Source organism: Acidobacteriota bacterium, from assembly GCA_030949985.1.
Lineage (GTDB): Bacteria > Acidobacteriota > Polarisedimenticolia > J045 > J045 > JALTMS01.
The window spans coordinates 119,450-141,840 of sequence record JAUZRX010000010.1; the positions used below are offsets into that span (position 1 = coordinate 119,450).

General features: G+C 68.8%; 16 protein-coding genes. 7 read left to right on the forward strand and 9 right to left on the reverse strand.

Annotated features, from left to right (window positions below; translation table 11 throughout):
• Positions 1-1,269, forward strand: coding sequence for a serine/threonine-protein kinase (locus tag Q9Q40_01870; GenBank protein MDQ7005957.1), 1,269 nt, complete (start codon positions 1-3; stop codon positions 1,267-1,269).
• 99 nt (positions 1,270-1,368) lie between these two features.
• Here Q9Q40_01870 and Q9Q40_01875 read toward each other — a convergent pair whose 3' ends face one another.
• On the reverse strand, positions 1,369-1,965 hold the full coding sequence (locus Q9Q40_01875) for a hypothetical protein (GenBank protein ID MDQ7005958.1): 597 nt from the start codon (positions 1,963-1,965) through the stop codon (positions 1,369-1,371).
• Positions 1,962-2,576: a hypothetical protein gene (locus Q9Q40_01880; protein MDQ7005959.1), complete on the reverse strand. Its 615-nt coding sequence runs from the start codon at positions 2,574-2,576 to the stop codon at positions 1,962-1,964. The genes Q9Q40_01875 and Q9Q40_01880 overlap by 4 nt, the downstream gene beginning before the upstream one ends.
• A gap of 134 nt (positions 2,577-2,710) precedes the next feature.
• On the opposite strand from Q9Q40_01880, the gene Q9Q40_01885 reads away from it, so the two are divergent.
• The 6 genes from Q9Q40_01885 (at position 2,711) to Q9Q40_01910 (ending at position 11,168) form a co-directional block, all read left to right on the forward strand.
• On the forward strand, positions 2,711-5,437 hold the full coding sequence (locus tag Q9Q40_01885) for a TIGR03790 family protein (GenBank protein ID MDQ7005960.1): 2,727 nt from the start codon (positions 2,711-2,713) through the stop codon (positions 5,435-5,437).
• A gap of 176 nt (positions 5,438-5,613) precedes the next feature.
• Positions 5,614-6,483 carry an SPFH domain-containing protein gene (locus Q9Q40_01890; GenBank protein MDQ7005961.1) on the forward strand — a complete coding sequence of 290 codons (870 nt, stop codon included), beginning with the start codon at positions 5,614-5,616 and terminating at the stop codon, positions 6,481-6,483.
• A 23-nt stretch (positions 6,484-6,506) separates the two neighbouring features.
• The gene (locus Q9Q40_01895) at positions 6,507-6,707 is read left to right on the forward strand and encodes a hypothetical protein (GenBank protein MDQ7005962.1); all 201 of its coding nucleotides are present in this window, start codon (positions 6,507-6,509) and stop codon (positions 6,705-6,707) included.
• A 148-nt stretch (positions 6,708-6,855) separates the two neighbouring features.
• Positions 6,856-8,124, forward strand: coding sequence for a porin (locus Q9Q40_01900; protein MDQ7005963.1), 1,269 nt, complete (start codon positions 6,856-6,858; stop codon positions 8,122-8,124).
• 10 nt (positions 8,125-8,134) lie between these two features.
• A complete protein-coding gene (locus Q9Q40_01905; GenBank protein ID MDQ7005964.1) occupies positions 8,135-8,620 on the forward strand; it encodes a hypothetical protein in 486 nt (161 codons plus the stop codon).
• Positions 8,610-11,168, forward strand: a complete 2,559-nt coding sequence (locus tag Q9Q40_01910) for a response regulator (protein ID MDQ7005965.1) — start codon at positions 8,610-8,612, stop codon at positions 11,166-11,168. The genes Q9Q40_01905 and Q9Q40_01910 overlap by 11 nt, the downstream gene beginning before the upstream one ends.
• 62 nt (positions 11,169-11,230) lie before the next feature.
• Here the strand turns inward: Q9Q40_01910 and Q9Q40_01915 are convergent, their stop codons facing one another.
• From Q9Q40_01915 to gmk, 7 genes are all read right to left on the reverse strand, one after another.
• On the reverse strand, positions 11,231-14,530 hold the full coding sequence (locus Q9Q40_01915; protein ID MDQ7005966.1) for a DEAD/DEAH box helicase: 3,300 nt from the start codon (positions 14,528-14,530) through the stop codon (positions 11,231-11,233).
• Positions 14,531-14,649: 119 nt separating this feature from the next.
• Positions 14,650-16,896, reverse strand: a complete 2,247-nt coding sequence (gene priA / locus Q9Q40_01920; GenBank protein ID MDQ7005967.1) for a primosomal protein N' — start codon at positions 16,894-16,896, stop codon at positions 14,650-14,652.
• Between the two features lie 91 nt (positions 16,897-16,987).
• A complete protein-coding gene (locus Q9Q40_01925) occupies positions 16,988-19,024 on the reverse strand; it encodes a urocanate hydratase (protein MDQ7005968.1) in 2,037 nt (678 codons plus the stop codon).
• 105 nt (positions 19,025-19,129) lie between these two features.
• A complete protein-coding gene (gene sfsA / locus Q9Q40_01930; GenBank protein MDQ7005969.1) occupies positions 19,130-19,825 on the reverse strand; it encodes a DNA/RNA nuclease SfsA in 696 nt (231 codons plus the stop codon).
• Positions 19,822-20,526: a uracil-DNA glycosylase gene (locus Q9Q40_01935; GenBank protein ID MDQ7005970.1), complete on the reverse strand. Its 705-nt coding sequence runs from the start codon at positions 20,524-20,526 to the stop codon at positions 19,822-19,824. The genes sfsA and Q9Q40_01935 overlap by 4 nt, the downstream gene beginning before the upstream one ends.
• Positions 20,523-21,743 carry a bifunctional phosphopantothenoylcysteine decarboxylase/phosphopantothenate--cysteine ligase CoaBC gene (gene coaBC, locus Q9Q40_01940; protein ID MDQ7005971.1) on the reverse strand — a complete coding sequence of 407 codons (1,221 nt, stop codon included), beginning with the start codon at positions 21,741-21,743 and terminating at the stop codon, positions 20,523-20,525. Before coaBC ends, Q9Q40_01935 begins: the two co-directional genes overlap by 4 nt.
• Positions 21,740-22,384 carry a guanylate kinase gene (gene gmk / locus Q9Q40_01945; GenBank protein MDQ7005972.1) on the reverse strand — a complete coding sequence of 215 codons (645 nt, stop codon included), beginning with the start codon at positions 22,382-22,384 and terminating at the stop codon, positions 21,740-21,742. Before gmk ends, coaBC begins: the two co-directional genes overlap by 4 nt.
• Positions 22,385-22,391: the final 7 nt, after the last annotated feature.

A 22,391-nucleotide genomic window follows, 5' to 3' on the forward strand; every position in this document is an offset into this window, starting at 1 on the left:
GTGCTCGACGCCTACGTGGATACCCAGAAGCGCTACCGCATCCTCAACGAGTTGGGGACGGGAGGCTTCGCCCGGGTACTGCTCTGCCGCGACCGCATCCGTCGCGAACTTCGGGCCGTGAAGGTGGCCAATCGCTCCGGCGACGAGTCCCTGCTGCGGGAAGCCCGGGGCCTGCGCTACCTCTCCCACCCGGGCATCGTGCGGGTCCACGAGGTCGACTGCGACGAGCGGGGCCGCCCCTTCCTGGTGATGGATTTCCTCGAGGGGCCGACCCTCCACGACTTCCTCGAGTTCCACCGCAAGCTGCCGATGGCCGTGGCGGTGCAACTGGCCGACGAGATCGCCGATGCCCTCGGAGCGATCCACGGTGAAGGCCTGGTGCACCGGGACCTGACCCCTTCGAACGTGATCCTCGACCGCCGCACCCGGCGCCCGATCCTCTGCGACTTCGGCATCGCCCGGGACCTGGGGCTGTCGACCCAGACCGGCTCGGGCGCCGGCACCCTGGCCTACATGCCCCCCGAGCAGATGCGGGGCCGCTCCACACCGAAGAGCGACATCTTCGCCCTGGGCGTGCTGCTCTACCAGATGCTCACCGGCCAGGTGCCCTGGGGCGAGGCCAAGACGGCGATCATCGCCTATCGCATCCTGCGGCTCGACCGCAAGCGCCTCTCGCGGCAGATGAGCAGCCTGCCCGAGGGCCTGCGGCCGGTCCTCCTGCGGGCCATGGCCCGGGATCCCCGCCAACGCTTCGCCTCGGCGGCGGCCCTGCGGCGAGCCTTGGCCGCACTGCGCGTGCGCCGCCGCGGCCGCAACCTCGAACAGCTCCTCGACGCCTACTACAACATCCGGCGGGTCTGCTCGGCCTGCGGCTCGGACCTGATCACCCACATGAGCTACTGCCCCCAGTGCGCCGATCGCAAGCGCCTGACCTGGTCCGATTCCCTGCCCGGCCGCTGCCAGGAATGCGGCTGGGAAAAGGCCTCCAACTGGCACTACTGCGCCTGGTGCGGCAACCCCTTCTCCCGCCCGCGGGGGCGCAAAGATCCCGCCATCGCCCGGGGCCACTGTCCCTCCTGCCGGCGCAGCGTGCCCCTCTACGCCCGCTTCTGCCCGCACTGCCGGGAGCGCCTGAGCTGGGACGTGGAGTTCAAGGTTCCCTGCCCGAGCTGCGCGTGGGGGGTCTCCCCCCGCTGGAACGGCTGTCCCTGGTGCGGACGCAGGCTCCGTCGCCGCCGGGCAGGTCCCCGGCGCGCCGCTCGCCCCTAGCAGCCCGCTCGACAAGCCTCTTCCGCGCGGGGGACCGGGCGCCCGGTATCGGCGGCAGACTCTCCCGCCGCCTGCCGATCCGGTGCCCGCGGATCCGTGTCAGGGATAGGCCGCCTTGTTCAGGCGGGCGGTGACCGCCATGGCGGCCTCGAGACGATCGAGATCGATGATGCCGGGGTGGCGCCAGACGGCGTCTGCGAAAAGCAGCGCGAAGGGGCGGCCCAAACGCATGGCCGTCTCCACCCCCGCGGCGCCGTCGGGAATCTCCAGCACCAGGCGCAGGCTTCGGGAGGCCCGTTCGAGGCGACGGAAGTCGAAGGCCGTCGCGGCGCCGCTCCGGGTCGCGCGAGGCTGAACCCAGACCGCGTCCGCCGTCTCGGGGATCGCCGTCGCATCGAGCTGGTCGTGAGCCACACGCACGATGTGGCGGCGTGCCTGGAGGGGGGGACGGGTCCGGGCGGCGGTGACCACCGCGTCGGCCAGGCCCGGCGCTTCGACCCCCGACGCCGGCAGACACCACAGGTCGACCAGGGGTGGCACCGCCGCGGCGATGGCCTGCGCCGTGCGGGCATCGATGCCCACCGGCCCGGGCTCTCCCACACGCAGGACCATCCCATCGACCCCCAGGGCGGCGGCCTCGGCGGCCTGGCCGGGATCGCTGACCCCGTCGACCACGGTACGAGTGGGCAGGATCACTTGATGCGGAACTTGACGAAAGTCGGCTCGGGAAGCTCCGGCGCGTCGATCCACATCTCGTAGACCCGCCCCACCAGCCGTCCTTCGGGATGGGAGAAATAGACCAGATCGCTCATCCAGGCGTGGCGGTGGAGCTGCACGCGATCCTGCACGAGACGCCGCGACCGGGCGAGGGGGAAGAACGACGAGGCGACCCGGGGCCACGGACGGTTTCGGGTTTTCCAGATGCCGAAGAAGTCCCGGCTCACCTTGACGTCGAAATCGGGAGCCACCACCGCGGCCCTCATCTCCTGCAGCGAAACCATGCCGTAGCGACGGCCGGCGTCGTCGATCAGGGTGAAGGACTCCCGGCTGAGGCTCAGCGACTTGAGGCCCAGGTTGGTCACACCGATGCCGAAGGGAATCAGCAGGTCCTTCTCCCGCTGCCGGGCCGCCTCGGTATCCACCGCGAAGGCGATCAGCCTGCCTTCTTCGAGGTAGGTGAAGGGAGTCAGCCGGGGGTGCAGTCCTTCCTCCCGGGGCAGTATGCCGCGATAGTGGCAGCCGCCGAGCAGGACCAGCAGGAACACGGCGACGACCCAGCGGCTCATCACAAGGCGGTACGCTCTCATCTTCTTTCTCCCGCCGCTGATTATCACCGATGCCGATCGTGGGGGCGAGGAGCCCGCGAAGATCGTTGCGGGCCTGCACCCGCGAAGATTTCACCGTATACCAGGAAGGCTTCGCGCGGCAGGAGGGTATCGGGGTGACCAGGACCACGGCAGCGTTTTTGTTCGCGGCAGGCCTGGCCCTCGCCTTCGGGCCGGTGGCAGCCCAGGGGGTGCGGGACGACATCCTGATCGTCGTCAACGACAATTCGACCGACTCGCCCCTGGTGGGCGAAGACTACGCCCGACAGCGCGACGTGCCGCGCACGAACATCTGCCACGTCCGCGTCACCGCCGGCTACTTCTTCACCTGGACCGAATTTCTCAACCTTCGCGACCAGATGATCCGCTGCATGCAGGACAACACCTTCGACGATCCCAACCTGGAGCCGGTGGTCTGCACGGGGACCGACTCGCCTTACTACTGCCAGGAGTCGGTGGACCAGCTCCGGCAGCACTCGAAGATCCGCTACCTGGTGATGACCCGCGGCGTGCCGACCCGGATGAAGGTCGACAACTCCAACCTGCCCTACAACGGCCCCACCTCGGCGGACAACTACCTGAAGTACTGGATCGTCCGCTATTTCACCGACGACGTGCCGTTCTCCTTCACCGAGCGACGCCATGCCTTCCTCGATGGCCGCGGGATGCGCACTGTGGATGTTCCCACCGACGGAGAGCTGATCGTCTCCCGCATCGACGGGCTGGATCTCGACCACGCCAGGGCCCTGGTCGATCGGGCCAAGGCCGCGGAAGCCACCGGCATCTACGGCAAGCTCTATGGCTCGAAGTACGGCAGCACGGGAGGCCTGGCCCGCTGGTACGACTACCAGAACAACCGCTACGTCTACGGCGACGCGAGTACATCCTGGCGGGTGCAGCTCGGCCTGGTCGGCGAGGACCGCACGGCCTGCATGGACTACCTCGATCAGCCCGCCTCCTCGGCCGCGGGCAAGGCTCCGGACGACTGCCGGGCTCGTATGACCTCGGGCAACGACCCGCCCCCGGGCCGCGCCAGCTCCCGCGAACCGAATCCTTTCGATGGCCTGTTCTATCTCGGCTCTCTCGATGGCCAGCCCACCACGGGATCCTTCAACGAATTCCGCAACTGGCGTAAGGACGACACCTGCACCAACACCCTGTGCCGGGAAGCTGCCGACCCCGCAGCTTGCCAGGCCGCCTCCACCGACGTCTTCCGCGAGATCGACACCTCCTGCATGGGCGTGGCGGACGGCTTCTGGGGCTACAACTTCCAGTCCTACCCCGTCTCCTACTTCACCGCCTGGCCCACGGCCTGGTACCAGAACTCCGGGTCGAGCTTCACCAGCCTGGGCGGAGGCGACATGAACCGGCTGGCCTTCCCCGACGTGCGGGACACCGTCGGCCGCACCGACAGCTACAGCCTGTGGTTCGGCAACCGGGACGAGGTCGCCGACCCTCTGTGCTACGCGACGAGCGATTTCAGCGGCGCGCCGACCGAGCCCTGCCCCGACGAAGAACGGATGATGATCAACCAGCGCGTCGTCTTCACCGAGCGGGCCGTGGACACCACCAGCCCCCAGCAGTACCGCATCGGCCTGTGGTATCGCAGTGAAGGCATGTCACCGACGCGCAACCTGCGGGTCCAGCTCTGGATCCGGGAGGTCGACGCGGGCAGCGACGCCATCGACTACGGCATCCAGACCCTCGCCACGGTCGGCGCTACCACCGATTGGACCTACGCCGCAGCGACCTTCACTCTCGATCCCGCGCTTCACACCCGCGGGGATCGACTCTACGACGGCCTGCGGATCCGCCTCGATACCAACGGTGTCTTCGGTGGCTTTCTGGCCCTCGACGATGTTTCCATCCAGGAGGTGGGAGACCCCACCGAACTGGCCGTCAACGGCAGCTTCGACCAGGGCCACGAGCAGGTCAGCGGTGGCGACCACGCCGCCAACTTCCTCTCGCGCCTCAACGGCGCCGCCTTCTTCGGCTCCCTCAGCCACCACGAGTCGGGGGGGCACTCCTTCGACAATCACCCCCAGGAGACCCTGCTCTACTTCTTGCGCGGCCTGCCCCTGGGCGACGCCGTATGGTGGGCCGAGCCCCACAACAGCGGCATCCTCTACGGCGATCCCCTCTACTCGCCGGTGGCCGTACGGCTCGACTACTTCAACGACGACGACCTGGCGATCGACGCTTTCGTACCGCTCTACGGCAGCGCGATCAATGGCCGCGATCCGGCACAGGTCAACACGACCTACAGCGTGGACGTCTGCCCGGGCAGCGATTTCCACGCTTGCGACCTGGACGGGAGCTGGACGCCCACCGGCGTCACCGGTGACAGCGGCTACACCGAGCACCAGTTCCTTGGCACCTGGGACACGTCGGCCCTGGCCCAGGGGCCCTGGACCCTGCGACTGCGGGTGGAGTCGAGTCAAGTGGGCTCGAGCCGCGTACAGAGTTTCTACGACTACTACCCGGTCACCGTGGGCCTGCCCCTCGACGAGGTGCAGGACCTGCAGGTGGCAAAGGGCTTCCCCGTGGTGGTCTCCTGGACCAGTCAGGACCCCCTCTACGGGCCGGAAACCCGCTACGACCTGGTGACCGGACGGGTCGGCACGCTGCTGGCCACCGGCGACTACTCCGCCTCCGAGTGCCTGGCCGAGGACTGGCCCGACACGCCCTTCCAGGACTGGCGCACCCCCCCGCCCGCCGGCGATGCCCACTACTACCTGGTGCGCTCCCAGAATGGCGCGGACCGCAGCTCCTTCGGCGACGGGGTGGGCATCGCCCCCGACCCGCGCAACGACCTGGACCTGGGCGGCGCGCCCTGCCAGTAGACCGCCGGCGACACCGGAACCCGTTCAGGCGCCACCGGAACCATTCGCGCAGGGCCGGGCGTTCCCGTTCTCCCCCCATGGACCTGGGCCCTGCCGAAGGGGGCGGATTGCAATCATAGTGATATCACATTACTATCAACCCATGAATCCTCAACCCCATCGAATGAGGTGCAGCCATGCTCCGTGAAACGATCCGAAACGGTTTGCCCGGTGTTCCCGTCCTCGTCCTGGGCATCATCGCCCTGACCGCCGCCGTCCTCGGCATGCTCCGGATGATCCTCATCCAGGCCGTCCCCGGCATCATCGCCGGCGGGGTGCTGATCGTCCTCGTGGTCTTCCTGCTGGCGGGACTGTTCATGGTGGCCCCCAACGAGGGCAAGGTGCTCCAGCTTTTCGGCGACTACCGGGGGACGGCCCGGGAGCCCGGCCTGCGCTGGGCCAACCCGTTCTACGCCAAGAAGACGATCTCCCTGCGGGTCCGCAACTTCGAAACCGGCAAGCTGAAGGTCAACGACTCCCGCGGCAACCCGGTGGAGATCGCCGCGATCGTGGTCTGGCGAGTCGTGGACACCGCCGAGGCCGCCTTCCAGGTCGACGACTACGAGAACTACGTCCGGGTGCAGAGCGAGGCCGCCCTGCGCAACATGGCGACGGGTTACCCCTACGACGCCCACGAAGAGGGCGAGGTGGCCCTGGCCAGCCACACCGCCGAGATCTCGAGGCGCATCTGCGAGGAGACCCAGGCCCGACTGGAGAAGGCAGGTGTGCAGATCATCGAAGCCCGGATCAGCCACCTGGCCTACGCGGCGGAAATCGCCTCGGCCATGCTCAGGCGCCAGCAGGCCACCGCCGTGGTGGCCGCCCGCCAGAAAATCGTCGAAGGCGCAGTGGGTATGGTCGAGCAGGCCCTCGAACTCCTCGCCGAGCGCCATGTCCTCGAACTCGACGAGGAGCGCAAGGCGGCGATGGTCTCCAACCTCCTCGTAGTGCTCTGCGCTGAGACCGAAGCGCAGCCCGTGGTCAACACCGGGAGCCTCTACACCTAGCGCCGGCCGGGAGACCTGGAGCCATGGCCACGCGCAAGTCCCTCCTGCTGCGGATCGATCCTCGTCTCCACGAGGCGATCCGCCGCTGGGCGGACGAAGAACTCCGCAGCGTCAACGCCCAGATCGAGTTCCTCCTGCGCGACGCCCTGGCTCGCGCCGGACGCCTGCCGAAGCCAAAGGACTCCGCCCCGGGCAAGCCGGCAGGGGACATCGAGGCGGAGTGATCCTGGGCCCCGGCAGCCCGACAAATCCGATATCCGCACTCACTTTACTTTTGCGTCTCAAGCTCCCCCCTTCCGCTTCCGATGAGCCTCCCGTAGGCAGCGGAAGACCCAGGTCTTCCGCCTGGCACCCCGAACGATCGAGGTTCTGATGCCCGAGAGGATCGCCCGACCACGGCCGGCTTCCTGGTTTTCCGGGGGCGACGTCCGGGCATCCGTCGGCTTACTCGCGCTTGCGCTCTCGCTCACCGCGGCACAGGCGGAGACAGCCCAGCCCGGCCCCACCGTTCCGCGAAGAATCGAGTCCCTGGAGGCCACTGTCGCCCGACAGCAGGCCCTGATCCACAGCCTGCTCGAACGCATCGAAGCCCTCGAGCGCTCCGCCTGCAAGCCGGCTCCACCCACCCCGGCGACCGCGCCCACGAGCCCCGAGGCCGCAACCCTGGGCGAAGACAGCCCCCGGGAAGCATGGCCGGACGAGATGGAAATCATCGACTCGCGCCTGGCCTTCCTCCCGGATATCTCCGGCTACTTCGACTTCGAATACCGCAACGACAACCGCAAGAACAGCCCCGGGGCCTTTCGACATCACCGCATGTCGCTTCATCTCTCCAAGGAACTCGACAGTTTCCGCCTCTTCAGTGAACTGGAATTCGAATACGGCCCCGAGTTCTCGGGATCCGGCGACACCGTCCTCGACGAGGCCCACGGCGCGATCAAGCTCGAACGCGCCTGGGTCGAATGGGTCCAATCCGATCTCTTCACCCTCCGCAGCGGAATCGTCCTGACCCCGGGTTACTGGAACGTGAACCATTACCCGAACGTGATTCTCTCTACCCGGAACCCACTGCTCGTCCACGAGATCTTCCCCAAGAGCATCACCGGGGTGATGGGCTATGGCTCGTGGTATCGCCGCCGTTTCGGCCTCCTTTACAACGCCTACATCGGAAACGGCTCCGGCGCTTTCTCCACGAAAAACGATGACAATGAGAGCAAAGCCGTCGGCGGGCACCTCTCCTTCGACCTGTCGCCGAACCGGGCCATCGACCGCCTCCGCCTGGGGATCAGCGGCTACACGGACAACCCCGCGGAAGGCCCCCGCACGCGTACCGTCGGCTACGACGCTCAATTCGCCATGGGACGCTTCAGCCTCCTGTCGGAGTACGCCCGCCGTCACTCTGCCGAAAACCGCAGCGGCCTCTACATCCAACCGAGTTGGCGATTCGACAACCGCTGGGCCACCTACCTGCGGTACGACCGCCTCGACGTCTCAGGATCCGGAAGGAGGACCGAATATACCTGGGGACTCAACTTCCGCCCCCAGCCCCTCGTCTCCCTGAAATTCGAGATCTACCGCGCGGAAGTTCCGGACGAACCCGCTTTCTTCGGCATCGCGCCGTCGGTGGCCATGGCCTTCTAGGGCGTTGCTCATGCGGACCCGATCGCTCGCCCTCTGCCTGCTCGCCTGCGCCGTCACCGTCGCCACGCCGGCGGCGCGCGCCGAGGACGACGCATCGACCGGAACCGACGGGCCGGTACGTATCGCGGTGGTGGTCAACCCCCTGAATCCCGTCGACAGTCTCGACCCCGCCCAACTCGAACGCATTTTCCTGCGGCAGAAGATCAAGTGGAAAAACGGCTGGATGATCACCGTCTTCGAATGGGCGAGCGACCACCCGATACGCAGGCAGTTCTCCAGCCTGGTCCTTCGAAAGAGCCCCGAGCGTCTTGCCGAGTACTGGTTGAACCTGAAGCTCACCAGGGGCCTGAAAGGTCCTGCGATCTGCCACAGCACAACTCTCCTCAAGAGCTATCTCCGCCGCGTCAAGGGTGGCATCGGCTATCTCTACGAAGCCGATATCGACGCGTCGCTGAAGGTGATCCACCTTCTCGAGGTGTCCCGCGATGCGCCGTAGAGACGGCTCCTTGCCAGGCCTGGGGCCGGTGATCCTGCTCTGTGTCCTGATCCTTGCGATCGTGACGACGGCCACCTACCTGATCTACCAGCAGAGCGCGGTCATCCTGCGGCAGCGCGCCGAACGGCAACTGGAACGGGAATTGCGCGCCGCCAGGAACACGACCCGGAGGGCCATCACCAGCCTCGTCGATGATCTCCAAATGCTCGCCCGCCAACCGGGAATGATTCGCATCCTGGATCTGGACGTGGATCGACAGATAGCGGACCTCCTCGACACGGCACTGCGTCGCTCCCCGTACGTCATCGATCTGACGTGTCGTCGTCTCGACGGACAACTCATCGCCTGGTCCGGATCGCTCGACCAGCCTGCCGAAACGACCAAGAGCGATACAGATCCCTGTTCCGCCTCCGAAGCCGTTCTTCAGCCGGCAGCTCCGCCCGGCCACAACATCCGGCTCACCATTCCCGTGTCGTGGGTCTTCGACCGGCGAGAACGAATCGGTTGCCTCCAGGCGACGGTTTCGATGGACGCCTTCCTCGAAGTCGAGGAGCAGTGGTGGGTCGCCCTCGCCGACTCTTCCGGCAAGCTGGTCGTCCAGCACGGACCGGACCTGGGCCGGGAGGTGCCGCTCGGTGACAACATCCTCACTCACCCCGACCACGGCGAGATCCGCATCCGGTCGGCGGAAGTTCCACTGCCCGATGGCGTCCAGGGTCCGCGGTGGTACGTCGCGGTCGGCGCCCGGAGCGCCGATCTGCTGGGCCACGTGACAACGCTGAAGAGAATGGCCCTCTGGATGATTCTCGGCGCCTCCTCGGCGATGCTCTTCCTGGTGGCCGGCTTCGCTCATCGACAGCGGGTGTTGATGAAAAAACTCGCCGATCACGCAGCGGGACTCGAGCGAGCGACTCAGTCCCTCGAGAAAGCAAGGGAAGAAGCTGAAGCGGCTGCGCGCGCCAAGGGGGAGTTCCTGGCCAACATGAGCCACGAGATCCGCACCCCGCTCAATGCCGTCATCGGCATGACCAGCCTGCTTGCCGACACCGAACTCTCCGACGAACAACGAGAGTACGTGGAGACGACCCGGAACAGCGCGGAGGTCTTGCTGCACCTGATCAACGACATCCTCGATTTCTCCAAGATCGAGTCGGGCAAGCTGGACTTCGAAGTCCACCCCTTCGATGTCCAAACCCTCGTGGAGGAGTCTCTCGACCTGGTCGTTCCCGCCACCGCGGGCAAAGAACTCGAACTGGCCTACTTCATCGACCCTACCGTACCCGACGCTCTTGTCGGAGACGCGGCACGGCTGCGCCAGATCCTGGTCAACCTGCTCAGCAACGCTATCAAGTTCACCGACCGGGGAGAAGTCGTCATCGAGGTCTCGGCTTCCGTGGAAGGCGAAGAGGACGCCGGCAGCCAGGCCGGTACACCCTGCATCGTACACTTCTCTGTGCGGGACACCGGGATCGGAATCCCGCCCGATCGACTGGAGTCGCTATTCGACGCCTTCACCCAGGCCGATGCCTCGACGACCAGGCGTTACGGCGGCACCGGCCTGGGCCTGTCCATCAGCCGGCGGCTGAGCGAGATGATGGGCGGCAGGCTATGGGCGGAAAGCACGCCGGGCCGTGGATCGACTTTTCACTTCACGATCCGTGGCGAGGCCGCCAGCCAAAGGCCGCACGCCGCCGGCGTGGATGCGGCCGCCGAGCTCTCCGGCAAGCGGCTGCTGATCGTGGATGACAACGCCACGGCACGCCGGATCCTCGTTTTGCAGACGAAGAAGTGGGAGATGATTCCCAGGGCGGCATGTTCAGGTCCTCAAGCTCTCGAGTGGATTCGCAACGGAGAAGTCTTCGACCTGGCGATTATCGACATGCAGATGCCTGGGATGGACGGATGGATGCTGGCCGGGGCCATGGCATCCGAACCCCTGGCGAAGGACATGCCCCTGATCATGCTTTCTTCGATTGGCGGCCGGCCGGATGCCGCGATGGCCTCGAGATTCTCGGCCATCATGCCCAAGCCGGTCAAAGCCGCGGTCCTCAAGCGGGTCTTGACCCAGGTGATCGCCCACCGCGATCCCGCCGCCTCGCCCCAGCCCGGCGGACTCGAGGTGGATCATCGCCTCGGGGAGAAGCTGAAGCTCAGGATTCTCCTGGTCGAAGACAATCCGGTCAATCAGAAGGTCGCTCTCCGCATGCTGGAGAAGATGGGCCTGCGGGCGGATGTGGCGGCCAACGGCGTGGAGGCGATCGAGGCGCTGGATCGACGTTCGTACGACGTCATCCTGATGGACGTCCGCATGCCGGAGATGGATGGACTCGAGGCCACCCGGCTGATCTGCGCCAAGTGGCCGCCGGGAAGCAGGCCGCTGATTGTCGCGATGACGGCAGGAGCGATGGATCAGGACCGCGCCGAGTGCCTGGCGGCGGGCATGGACGAATACATCACCAAGCCCGTGCGAGCCGAAACTCTCAAGATTGTCCTGGAGACATGCGCGCGCCGGATCGCCCAGCGAGAATCCAACACCAGTCCGGTCTGACGGAAAGCGCGGACGATCGACGCAGACGCTGGCCGGGGCGGACGGCGGGAGAAAATCGTGAATCACGACAGAAGATAGTTCAGATCTTCGGCCGTCAGGCGGCGCAGCAAACCGTCGTCGGCGCGGATGATCGACTCGGCCAGTTCGCGCTTGCTGTCCTGCAGGGCGAGCACCTTCTCTTCCACCGAACCGCGTGAGATCAGTCGATAGGCGAAGACCGGCCGGGTCTGGCCGATACGGTGGGTACGATCGATGGCTTGGGCCTCGACCGCGGGATTCCACCAGGGGTCGAGCAGGAAGACGGACTCCGCCGCCGTCAGGTTGAGGCCCAGGCCGCCGGCCTTGAGGCTGATCAGAAACACGGGGCAGGACGCGTCTTCCTGAAAGACACGCACTTTCTCTTCCCGTTTGCGGGTTCGCCCATCGAGATAGGTGTAACCGACGCCTCGCTCGTCGAGCTGCTTGCGCACCATGGCCAGCAGGGAGGTGAACTGGGAGAAGACCAGCGACTTGTGTCCTTCCGCACTGAGTTCCTCCAAGCGGGCGAGCAGCACCTCGATCTTGCCTGAGGGCACGTTCCGCCGGGCCCGGTCCACCAGCCCCGGGTGGCAGGCCGCCTGCCGCAGGCGCAGCAGGGCCTCGAGGACTTGAATCTTCGAGCGCTCGAGGCCCCTGGTCTCGATACGGCCGGCCAGGGAGTTGCGGTAATACGCCGCCAGCTCGTCGTAGAGGCTCTGCTGGCGCCCGGACATCTCGCAGTAGATCGTCTGCTCCCGCCGGGGAGGCAATTCCCGCGCCACCTGCTCCTTGGTGCGGCGCAGGATGAACGGCGCGATGGCCCGGCGGAGGGTCTCTCGATCGCCCTCGTCACCGTCGCCGCTCCCGGAAACCCAGGCGCGAAAGGCGGAGCTGGCTCCGAGCATGCCGGGATTGAGAAACTCGAACAGGCTCCACAGCTCGCCGAGGTGGTTTTCGATGGGAGTTCCCGAGAGAGCCAGGCGATGATCGGCCTGGAGCAGGCGGGCGGCCTTGGCGGACGCGGTGTGAGGGTTCTTGATCGCCTGGGCCTCGTCGAGAATCGCCATCTCGAAACGCAGATCCTTGAGCCAGGGGATGTCCCGCCTCAAGGTACCGTAGGTGGTGAGCACCAGGTGCGCGCCGGCCAGATCGCCGGGAGACCGCCCTCGATCGGGGCCCGTATGCTCGAGCACCTTCAGCCGGGGGGCGAAGCGCGCCGCCTCCTGCTTCCAGTTGAAGATCAGCGTGCGGGGCACCACCACCAGGGAAGGACGCCGGGCCCCGCGGCCGCGGGCCGTACGCAGCTTCTCCAGCAGGGCCAGCACCTGGACCGTCTTGCCCAGGCCCATGTCGTCGGCCAGGCACCCCCCGAAACCGAAGTGCTGCAGGAAGAGCATCCAGCCCAGCCCCTCGCGCTGGTAGTCACGCAACTCCCCCTCGAAGGTCCGCGGTTCGGGATGGGGTGGGATACCCGCAAAACGACGCAGCCGTCGGCGGGCCTGGTCGAAGACGCGATCCACCTCGACCCGGGGCTGGGCCGCCAGCAGCGCGTCGAGCAGAGCCACCTGGGTGCGGGAAAAACGCAGGATCTCCCCTTCGACCCGGCCCAAGCCGACCAGAGGCCGCCACTGCTCGAGCCACTGGCTCGGCAGGATGCCGTAGCTGCCATCGCCGAGGCGCACGGCGGGACTGCCTTCGGCGAGGGCCGCGATGAGAGCCGGCAGGCTGGCGGACTGATCATCGAATTCCACCTCACCCCGCACCTCGAACCAGTCGATTCCCGAAGACACCCGCAGGGAGCCGTTGCCCGCATGGCGATATCGCTTGCCCTGGGCTTCGACCAGCCACCTCTCCTCGAGCAGGGCGGCGATCATCGGCGCCAGCAGGCGATCGTCCACGGTGCCGGTGCCCACGCCGCGCTCCTGATCGACCATCGGCCGGTAACCCAGTGTCGCCAGGCGCCGCAGAGCCCGGCGCTCCGCCGCCGGGTCGCGCATCAGGATCTGCCGGGAACCGGGCAAGGGCACTTCCCGGCCGGGCGTTCCGGCCAGGATCGGCCGGTCGCCATACTCGAAAAAGACCTGCAAAGGCACCGACAGGCGCTTGCGCCGCGATTCGAGCGGGGCGCGCACGGACAGCCGCGGATGCATCGACACGCTGCGTTTCTCCCAGGCCAGGTCTTCGGGCAGGGCCACCGGGGGGCGCCCCGGTCTGCCGACCAATTCCCGGGTGAAGCATGCCACCTCTTCCTCGGGTATCACCGGCATGCCGCTACCGGTGATCATGGCCACCAACCAGAGCTGGGCGGCATGATCCTCGTAGCGGGCGATGGCATCGTCCAGCAGCAGCAAACCGTCACGGAAGAGCAGGCCGATACTCTCCGGATCGCGACGCTGGTCATCCCGGACCAGCGTTCCGCCGATCTCGGCGCCGCCGCCTTCCCGCCTCCTGACTTCGACATGGAATTCCCATGGCGGCCCCGCATCCCAGCTCAGGGGCTCTCCCACCTCTCCCCGATCGCCGTCGAGCAGGCGCAGCCGTCCGGTGGCGCACAGGGCTTCGAGCACATCGGGGACCGCCGTTTCTCCGACCAGCCACATTTCCGGCACGGCGTCGGAGTCCGGTTGGCCCATGAACCAGCGCTTGCCGGGCTCGACACTCAACCCGCCACCCCAGAGAAGGGTGAGTGCCCGGCGATCGGCCCGGGGCAGCTTCGACAGGTGGCTTCGCTGCAAGATGGCGGGCCTGAGCTTGCCCCAACGCCCACCCTTGAGTTGCCGGCGGAGACGCAGATGCACCTTCACGTCGCCGGCCAGCCGCTGGCCCGGCTCCCGGTCGAGCAGATAGACCAGTTCTTCCCGAGCCGGTGGCACGACCACCTCGGCGTCGACCACCGGCAAGCCGTCGGCGGGCTCCGGCTCGAGCTCGGCGAGGGCCTGTTGCCAGGTTCGCTCGGGCCCGCTCCGCGTGTCCTCTCCGAGGGAGAACAGACGAGCCCCCCGGGGAGGATAGACATCGGCGGGACCGGCGACCTGCACCTTGCAACCGTCGCGCAGACGCTCCAGCGCCGCCCCGCTTTCTCCCTCCCGCAGGAGAGCCCAGGCATGCTTGCACAGCCTGCCCGACAGACCATAGGGACACTCGCAACTGACCAGAAGCCGGTTTCCGCCGGCGAGGCAACGCAACCCGACCATGTACCCGCGTCCCCCGCTGCCCTCGACGACGCCCAACAGCCCCTGCTCCCAACCTCGGGCCTCGACGACCCGGCCCGCGCACAGGTAGTGCTCGCCGCGATGCCGGATCACCGCTGGAAAGGCCCCCTCGACTCGCTCCGACGGCAGCACGCCTCGCTCCCTTTTCCACCTTGCCGCAGCCCCACCCGGGGCGGCCGGTCGTCAAACCTAACCTCGCGTCCGAGCCGGACCGAAGGAAGCGGGAGCGACACCTTCCCGGACCTGCAAACCTACAGTAACTGCTGGGGATCCACGTCGAGCATCAGCCAACGCGGCAGGGCGCCGTCCCCCCGGCGCAGGGGGGCGACGGCGCGGGCGAGGGCCGTGGCCAGGCGGGAGCGCTTGCGGGCCCGGGCGAGGATCTGCACCCGCCACAAGCCTCGCAGACGCGCCAGCGGCGCGATGCCCGGGCCGACCACGGCCACCCTCCCCTCCCCCGCCTCCCGCAAACGGGCGGCCAGCGAGCCCGCCCGTTCGAGGGCCAGGGCCTGGTCCTCGTCGCGCACGATCAGGTTGGCCAGAGCCGAGTCGGGGGGATAGTGCTGGGTGCGCCGGGCGTGCCACTCCCGCTTGACGAAGGTGTCGTAGTCCTGGCGGGCGGCGGCGGCGAGCACGGGATGCGCCGGGCGAAAGGCCTGCACCACCACCTTGCCCGGCCGCTCGCCCCGGCCGGAGCGACCCGCCACCTGGGTCAGCAGCTGAAAGGTGCGCTCGCCGGCACGGAAGTCGGGCATCTCGAGGGTCATGTCGGCGGAAAGCACCCCCACCAGGGTCACCCGGTGGAAGTCGTGCCCCTTGGCGATCATCTGGGTCCCCACCAGCACGTCGATCTCGCCCCGGGCGAAGCGGCCGAGCAACTCTCCCAGCCGCCGCGGGGAGCGGGCCACGTCCCGGTCCAGACGATCCACCCGGGCCTCGGGCACCACCTCCCGCACCGCCTCTTCGGCCCGCTGGGTGCCGTAGCCCACGTCCGCCAGGTGGGGCGAGGCGCAGGTGGGACAGGCCGCGGGCCGCGGCGCGTTGTAGCCGCAATAGTGGCAGCGCAGGCGCGCGCCGACCTGGTGCCAGGTCAGGGAGATCGAGCAGGCCGGACAGCCCACCCCCTGCCCGCAGGCCCGGCAGTGCAGCACCCGGGTGTAGCCCCGCCGGTTGAGCAGGATCATCGCCTGCTCTCCCCGGGCCAGGGTGGCTTCCAGCGCCTCGGCCAGGCGCGCCGACAGGGGGCGATCTTCTCCCGCCCGGGCGAATTCCTTGCGCATGTCGACGATCTCGACCTCCGCCAGGCTCGCTCCTCCCACCCGTTCGGGCAGCCGATGCAGCTCGGCCTTGCCCCGCTCGCAGAGCACCCAGGCCTCCAGCGAAGGCGTGGCCGAGCCCAGCAACACCACGGCCTCCGCCTCCCGGCCCCGCACCAGGGCCAGATCACGGGCGTGGTAGCGGGGGGATTCCTCCTGCTTGTAACCCCCGTCGTGTTCCTCGTCGACGACGATCAGTCCCGGGCGCACGAGGGGCGCGAAGAGGGCCGAGCGGGCCCCGACGACGATGCGCGTTCGCCCCTGGCGGCAGCGCTGCCAGGCCTCGTGGCGCTGGCGGTCGGACAGGCCCGAGTGCAGCACGGCCAGGCCCTCGCCGAAGCGCCCGGCCAGGGCCCGGCTCAGCCCGGGAGCCAACGCGATTTCGGGCACGAGGAAGAGCACCGGGCGGCCCAGTGCCAGGCAGCGCTCGGCCACCCGCAGATAGACCTCGGTCTTGCCCGATCCGGTCACGCCGTAGAGCACTCCGGCCTGGTAACGACGAGGCTCGAGCCAGCCGCAGAAGGCATCCACGGCGCGAGCCTGCGCCTCGGACAGGTGAGGAGGCGGCTTGACGGGGAAATCCACCGGCGGCGGGGGCGGGACCGGTACCGATTCCATCTGGGCGGTGAGGACTCCGGCCCGCAGCAACGCGGTGGCCGCCGCGGCCCCGACACCCGCCGCCCGGGCCAGTGCGGCGGCCGTGCGGGGCGGACCGGCCAGGGCCTCGGCCAGCAGCTTGCGGCGCGCGGGGGTGCGAGCGAGCCTGTCGAGAGCCGCCTGGGGGTCGGCCGCCACCTCCCCGGCCGGAACGAGCAGCTTGCGTCGCGGGGGCGCTCCGCGACCGGGAGCCACGGCCGCGGGCAGCGCGGCGCGCACCACCTCGCCCGGAGGCGCCAGGTAGTAGCGCGCGGCGTACTCCACGGTGGCCAGCAGGTCCGCAGGCAGCGCCGGCCGGTCCACCTCGTCGAGAGCCTCGAGAATCTCCCGCAGGCGGACACCCTCCGGCGGGCGGGTGGCCATACCCATCACCACACCCACCACCTGCCGGCGACCGAGAGGCACCCGCACCCGCACGCCCGGTCCCACCCGGCCCGCCAGGACCTCGGGCACCCGGTAGGTCAAGGGTTCGGGCAGCGGTGCGGGTACGGCCACCTGCGCCAGCAGGGGGGCGGCGCGACTCACGGCAGCCCCCCTCCAAGGCAGCGGGAAGCGGAACGGACCGCGGCGGCCTCGCCCTCCCGGTCCTCCCCGCGGAGCCGCACCCGCTCCCCCATCACTCCTGCCGGCCGGCGGCGTCCAGCGCCCGGGCGATCAGATCGTCGTCCGCGGCTTCCGGCAAGGTGATCGTCATCCGCGGCTCGTCCTCCATCGCCCGCCGCGCCGCGAACACCGCCTCGTCATTGCGGGCCCATGCCCGGCGGGCCAGGCCGTTGGCCACGTCCCAGCAGAGCATGCGCGCCGCGCGCTCGCCGGCCGCGCGACTGCCGTCGAGCACCAGTCCGAAGCCACCGTTGATCGCCTCGCCCCAGCCCACCCCGCCGCCGTTGTGCAGGCTGACCCAGGTCGCGCCGCGGAAGGCGTCACCGATCACGTTCTGCACGGCCATGTCGGCGCAGAAGCGGGAACCGTCGCGGATGTTGGCCGTCTCCCGCCAGGGGGAGTCGGTGCCCGAAACGTCGTGGTGATCCCGGCCCAGCACCACCGGAGCGCGGATCCGCCCGTCGCCGACGGCGTCGTTGAAGGCCAGGGCGATGGCCCGCCGCCCCTCCCGGTCCGCGTAGAGAATCCGGGCCTGAGAGCCGACCACCATGCGGTTGGCTCCCGCCTGGCGGATCCAGCGCAGGTTGTCGAGCATTTGCTGGCGGATCTCCGGGGGCGCTCCCTCCGCCTGGCCCGCGATGACCTCCGCCGCGATGGCGTCGGTGCGCTCGAGGTCCGCGGGGTCTCCCGAGGTGCAGACCCAGCGGAAGGGACCGAAACCGTAGTCGAAACAGACCGGCCCCATGATGTCCTCCACGTAGGAGGGGTAGCGGAACTCGGTCGCCTCACCGGCCACCCGCGCCCCGGCGTCCCGCGCACGAATCAGAAACGCGTTGCCGTAGTCCCAGAAAGCCATCCCCGCATCGGCCAGGGTGTTGATCGCCTCGACCTGCCGCCGCAGGGAAGCGTGAACCACCTCGCGAAAGCCCTCCGGATCGTCGTGCATCATCGTGCGGGCCTGCTCGAGGCTCAGCCCCACCGGGTAATACCCCCCGAAGTAGGGGTTGTGCAGGGAGGTCTGGTCCGAACCCAGATCGACGCTCACCCCCTCCCGCGCCAGTCGTTCCCAGAGATCGACCACGTTGCCGTCGTAGGCGATGGAGACCGCCTCCCGGTCACGGCGGGCTCGCTCGATGCGCGCCAGCAGGCGGTCGAGATCGGCCTCGACTTCCATCACCCAGCCCTGCGCGTGACGCTTGGCCGTGGCGGCGGGGTTGACCTCGGCCACCACGCCCACCGCCCCGGCGATCACCGCCGCCTTGGCCTGGGCGCCGCTCATCCCACCCAGCCCCGAGGAGACGAAGAGCCGGCCGGCCAATCCATCCTCTCCCGAACGCAGGTAGCGCCGACCGGCACCGAGCAGGGTGATGGTGGTGCCGTGCACGATGCCCTGGGGGCCGATGTACATGTAGCTGCCGGCCGTCATCTGCCCGTAGGAGGTCACCCCCAGCGCATGGAGACGTTCGAACGCTTCGAGGGAGGAGTAATGGGGAATCACCATCCCGTTGGTCACCACCACCCGCGGCGCCTCGGGGTGGGAGGGGAAGAGTCCCAGGGGGTGACCGGAGTAGAGCACCAGGGTCTGCTCGTCGGTCATTCGGGCCAGGTAGGCCATGGTCAGCAGATACTGGGCCCAGTTCTGAAACACCGCGCCGTTGCCCCCGTAAGTCACCAGCTCGTAGGGAAACTGGGCCACCGCGGGATCCAGATTGTTCTGGATCATCAACATGATCGCCGCCGCCTGGGTGCAGCGGGCGGGGTAGGCGCCGATGGGGCGAGCATGCATCGGGTAGTGGGGGCGGAAGCGATGCATGTAGATGTGGCCCCACGCCTCCAACTCCGCTGCGAATTCCGGAGCCAGAGCCTCGTGCCACGCCCGGGGGAAGTAGCGCAAGGCGTTGGCCAGGGCCAGGCGCCGACCGACGGCATCGAGTCCCGGCTGCCTGGCCGGCGCCCGATCGACGGCCGGATCGATGGGGGGCGGGTCAGGAAGGCTCGCGGGCAGACCCCGGGCGATCTCGTCGCGGAACGTGACAGGCTCGGCGCTCATGGCTCCCTCCAGCGTATCCCGCCCATTCTACCGGCGGGGACGGACGCGGGATAATGCGCGGGCCGGGTCGCGGCAAGGGCCTCCAGCGCCGCCGCAGACCGCGGCTCAGCCGACGACCACCGGCAGCCGGTGCTGCAGGCGGATCTCCCCGGGTGTGACCCGGGCCTGGTAGCAGAGGATCTCGACGCCCTCGGCGTGGGCCGCGGCCAGGGCACGGGCGTAGGCGGGATCGATGGCACCGGCGGGACGGAAATGATCGGCGTCTTCCCGCTGGACGACGAAGAGCAACACCGCCCGGGCGCCCTCCCCCGCCAGCGCGCGCAACCGCCCGATGTGCTTGAGTCCCCGGGTGGTCACCGCGTCGGGAAAGATCGCCGCGGCGCCGTCGACCAGGGTGACGTTCTTCACCTCGACCCAGGCGGGAGGACCGGCCCCCTCGAGCAGGAAGTCGAGGCGGCTGTCGCCGATGCGCACCTCGCGACGCCGGCGCGGGTAGCCCGCCAGTTCCGCAATCGTCCCTGTGGCGAGGGCCTCTTCCACCAGGGCGTTGGTTCGCGCGGTGTTGACCCCGGCCAGCGCCCCCACGGACTCGACGATCTCCAGGGTGCCGGGCAGCTTGCGCCGGGGATCGTCGCGGACCGAATACCAGGCCCGGCTCCCCGGCTCGGCGCAGAGGGTCATCGCTCCGGTGTTGGGCACGTGCACGGTCAGAATCCCGCCGGCGGGCAATTCCAGGTCGGCCAGAAAGCGCTTGTAGCGCCGCCGCAGCACCGCCTCGGCGAGGGGCGGGTCGAAGATCATCGGCCCTGTCGCGGCGGCGGTGACAGCCCGAGGCGTGCGAGCACTTCTTGCATGTCCTCCCACACCGGGCGCTTGGCGGCGGGGTTGCGCAGCAGGTAGGCGGGGTGAAAGGTGGCCATCACCGGTACGCCCTTGACACGGAACCAGCGGCCCCGCGCGCGGGTGATCGACCGCACCGGCTCGCCCAGCAGGCCCTCGAGAGCCGTACGGCCCAGGGTGACGATCACCTCCGGCTGAATGATGCGAATCTGCTCGTGGAGAAACGGCAGGCAGGTCGCCGACTCGTCGGGTAGAGGCGCACGGTTTTCCGGGGGTCGGCACTTGACCACGTTGGCGATGTAGACCTCTTCGCGACTCAGGCCCATGGCGCCGATGATCTTGTCGAGGAGCCGACCGGCCTTGCCCACGAAGGGCTCGCCCTGCCTGTCCTCGTCGGCCCCGGGCCCCTCCCCGACGAAGACCAGGCGGGCTTCCGGGTTGCCGGTACCGAAGACCAGCCGGGTCCGGCCCTTCCACAAAGCGCAACGCCGGCAATCGCCGAGGGTCTCCTCCCGCAGGCGCTCGAGGGCCTCGGCGGCGCCGCCGCTCCCGCCGCCACCGCCGGACTCCGCCACCGCAGGCCCGTGCAAAGCCACCGCCTCGACCCCCAGGTCGCGATAGAGCCGCAGCCATTCGGCAGCCTGTCGACGCGAGGCACTCACCGGCGCCACCATTTTTCCATGGCGTCGGCCAGGTGCTCGGCCACCTGCCGCTTGCTCATCTTCGGCCAGCGCTCGACGCCTCCTTGCGGGCCGATCAGGGCCACCTCGTTGGTCTCCACTTCGAAACCCGACCCCGGACGAGAAACGTCGTTGGCCAGCAGCAGGTCACAGCCCTTGCGCTCGCGCTTGGCCACGCCCTTGGCCACCGCGTCCCCGATTTCCGCCGCAAAGCCCACCAGGAGCAGTTCCGCCGGCAGACGCCCCCCGGCGCGCGCCCGCGCCAGGTCGGCGAGAATGTCCGGGTTGGCCTCCAACTCGAGGGTATAACCCGTGCCCTTGGGCAAGCTGATTTTCTCCCGTGGCGGATCCGCGGGGCGGTGATCGGCCACCGCCGCGGCCATCACCACCGCCGCCGCCCCTGCCGCCGCCTCGAAGACCGCCTGATGCATCTCGGAGGCCGTCTCCACGGACACTCGATCGACTCCCCACGGCGGCGGCAGGCAGACCGGTCCGCTGATCAGCACGACCTCCGCGCCGCGGGCCCGTACCGCGGCGGCAATCGCGTAGCCCATCTTCCCCGACGAGCGGTTGCCCAGGTAGCGCACCGGATCCACAGGCTCCCGGGTCGGCCCCGCCGAGACGACAATCCGGCGCCCTTCCATCGAGCGGGAGCGGCGGGCGGCGATCAGCGCCTCGGCGGTGATCCTCTGCAGGTCCGCCAGGCGTCCGGCCCCGTCGTCTCCGCAGGCCACGAACCCCTCCTCCGGCGGTACGACCACCACGCCGCGGGCCTCGAGGCGGGCCACGTTCTCGCGAGTCTGCTCGTGTTCCCACATGCCGGGGTTCATCGCGGGCGCGAGCACCACCGGCCCGCGGAAGGCCAGGTGGATCGTCGACAGCAGATCGTCGGCCAACCCCCGGGCGAAGCGCGCCAGCAGGTTGGCCGTGGCCGGAGCCACCAGCAACACGTCGGCCCAACGGGCCAGGTCGATGTGATCGATGGCCGGCGAGGGCTGTTCGTGAAACTCGGTGGTGGCCACCGGGTTGCCCGAAAGGGTGGCCAGGGTCAGAGGTGTGACGAATTCCGCCGCCCGGCCGGTGAGCACCACCTTCACTTCGGCCCCTTCCCGGACCAGCGCCCGCACCAGTTCCGCGGCCTTGTAGGCCGCGATGCCACCGCTGACGCCGAAGAGAACGCGGGGGGGACGACGGCTCACGACCCTTCCCCTTCCCCGGTCCCCTCCACCGGAAAGCCATCGACGATCCGGGACGCCTGCTCCACGCGGCGCTCGCGCCGGCAGCGGGCGGCGAGAACGATGCCGCACAGCTCTCCCGCGGCCCGCTCCAGGTCGTCGTTGATCACCAGAAAATCGAAGTCCCGCCAGCGCAGGAGTTCCTGGCGCGCTCCCCGCAGGCGCCGTTCGATCACCTCCTGCGCATCGGTGCCCCGGGCGACCAGCCGCCGACGCAAAGTCTCGAAGTCCGGCGGCAAGATGAAGATCGTCCGGCAATCCCCGACGGCCCGCCGCACCTGTTCGGCGCCCTGCACGTCGATGTCGAGTATCACGTCCGCACCGGCGGCGCGCAGGGCCTCGATCTGCCGCCGGGAGGTGCCGTAGTACTCACCGTGCACCACCGCCCACTCGAGGAACTCGCCCCGTCCCATCATCTCGCGAAAGGTGGGAATGTCGGTGAAATGATATTCCCGCCCGTCCTGTTCCCCCGGGCGCGGCGACCGTGTCGTCCACGAGACGGAAAAGCGCAGCCCCTCGATCCGGGCGACGAGTTCCCCGATCAGGGTGCTCTTGCCCGCCCCCGAGGGGGCCGACACCACGAAGAGATCACCTCGCCCTGTCATCCCGTTC

Bases quoted from the DNA above. Each gene is read 5' to 3' on its own strand.
- Q9Q40_01910 (MDQ7005965.1), top strand. From the start codon at position 8,610: ATGCGCCGTAGAGACGGCTCCTTGCCAGGCCTGGGGCCGGTGATCCTG.
- Q9Q40_01900 (MDQ7005963.1), top strand. From the start codon at position 6,856: ATGCCCGAGAGGATCGCCCGACCACGGCCGGCTTCCTGGTTTTCCGGG.
- Q9Q40_01880 (MDQ7005959.1), bottom strand. From the start codon at position 2,576: ATGAGAGCGTACCGCCTTGTGATGAGCCGCTGGGTCGTCGCCGTGTTC.
- Q9Q40_01890 (MDQ7005961.1), top strand. From the start codon at position 5,614: ATGCTCCGTGAAACGATCCGAAACGGTTTGCCCGGTGTTCCCGTCCTC.
- gmk (MDQ7005972.1), bottom strand. From the start codon at position 22,384: ATGACAGGGCGAGGTGATCTCTTCGTGGTGTCGGCCCCCTCGGGGGCG.
- sfsA (MDQ7005969.1), bottom strand. From the start codon at position 19,825: ATGATCTTCGACCCGCCCCTCGCCGAGGCGGTGCTGCGGCGGCGCTAC.
- Q9Q40_01925 (MDQ7005968.1), bottom strand. From the start codon at position 19,024: ATGAGCGCCGAGCCTGTCACGTTCCGCGACGAGATCGCCCGGGGTCTG.
- Q9Q40_01895 (MDQ7005962.1), top strand. From the start codon at position 6,507: ATGGCCACGCGCAAGTCCCTCCTGCTGCGGATCGATCCTCGTCTCCAC.
- Q9Q40_01905 (MDQ7005964.1), top strand. From the start codon at position 8,135: ATGCGGACCCGATCGCTCGCCCTCTGCCTGCTCGCCTGCGCCGTCACC.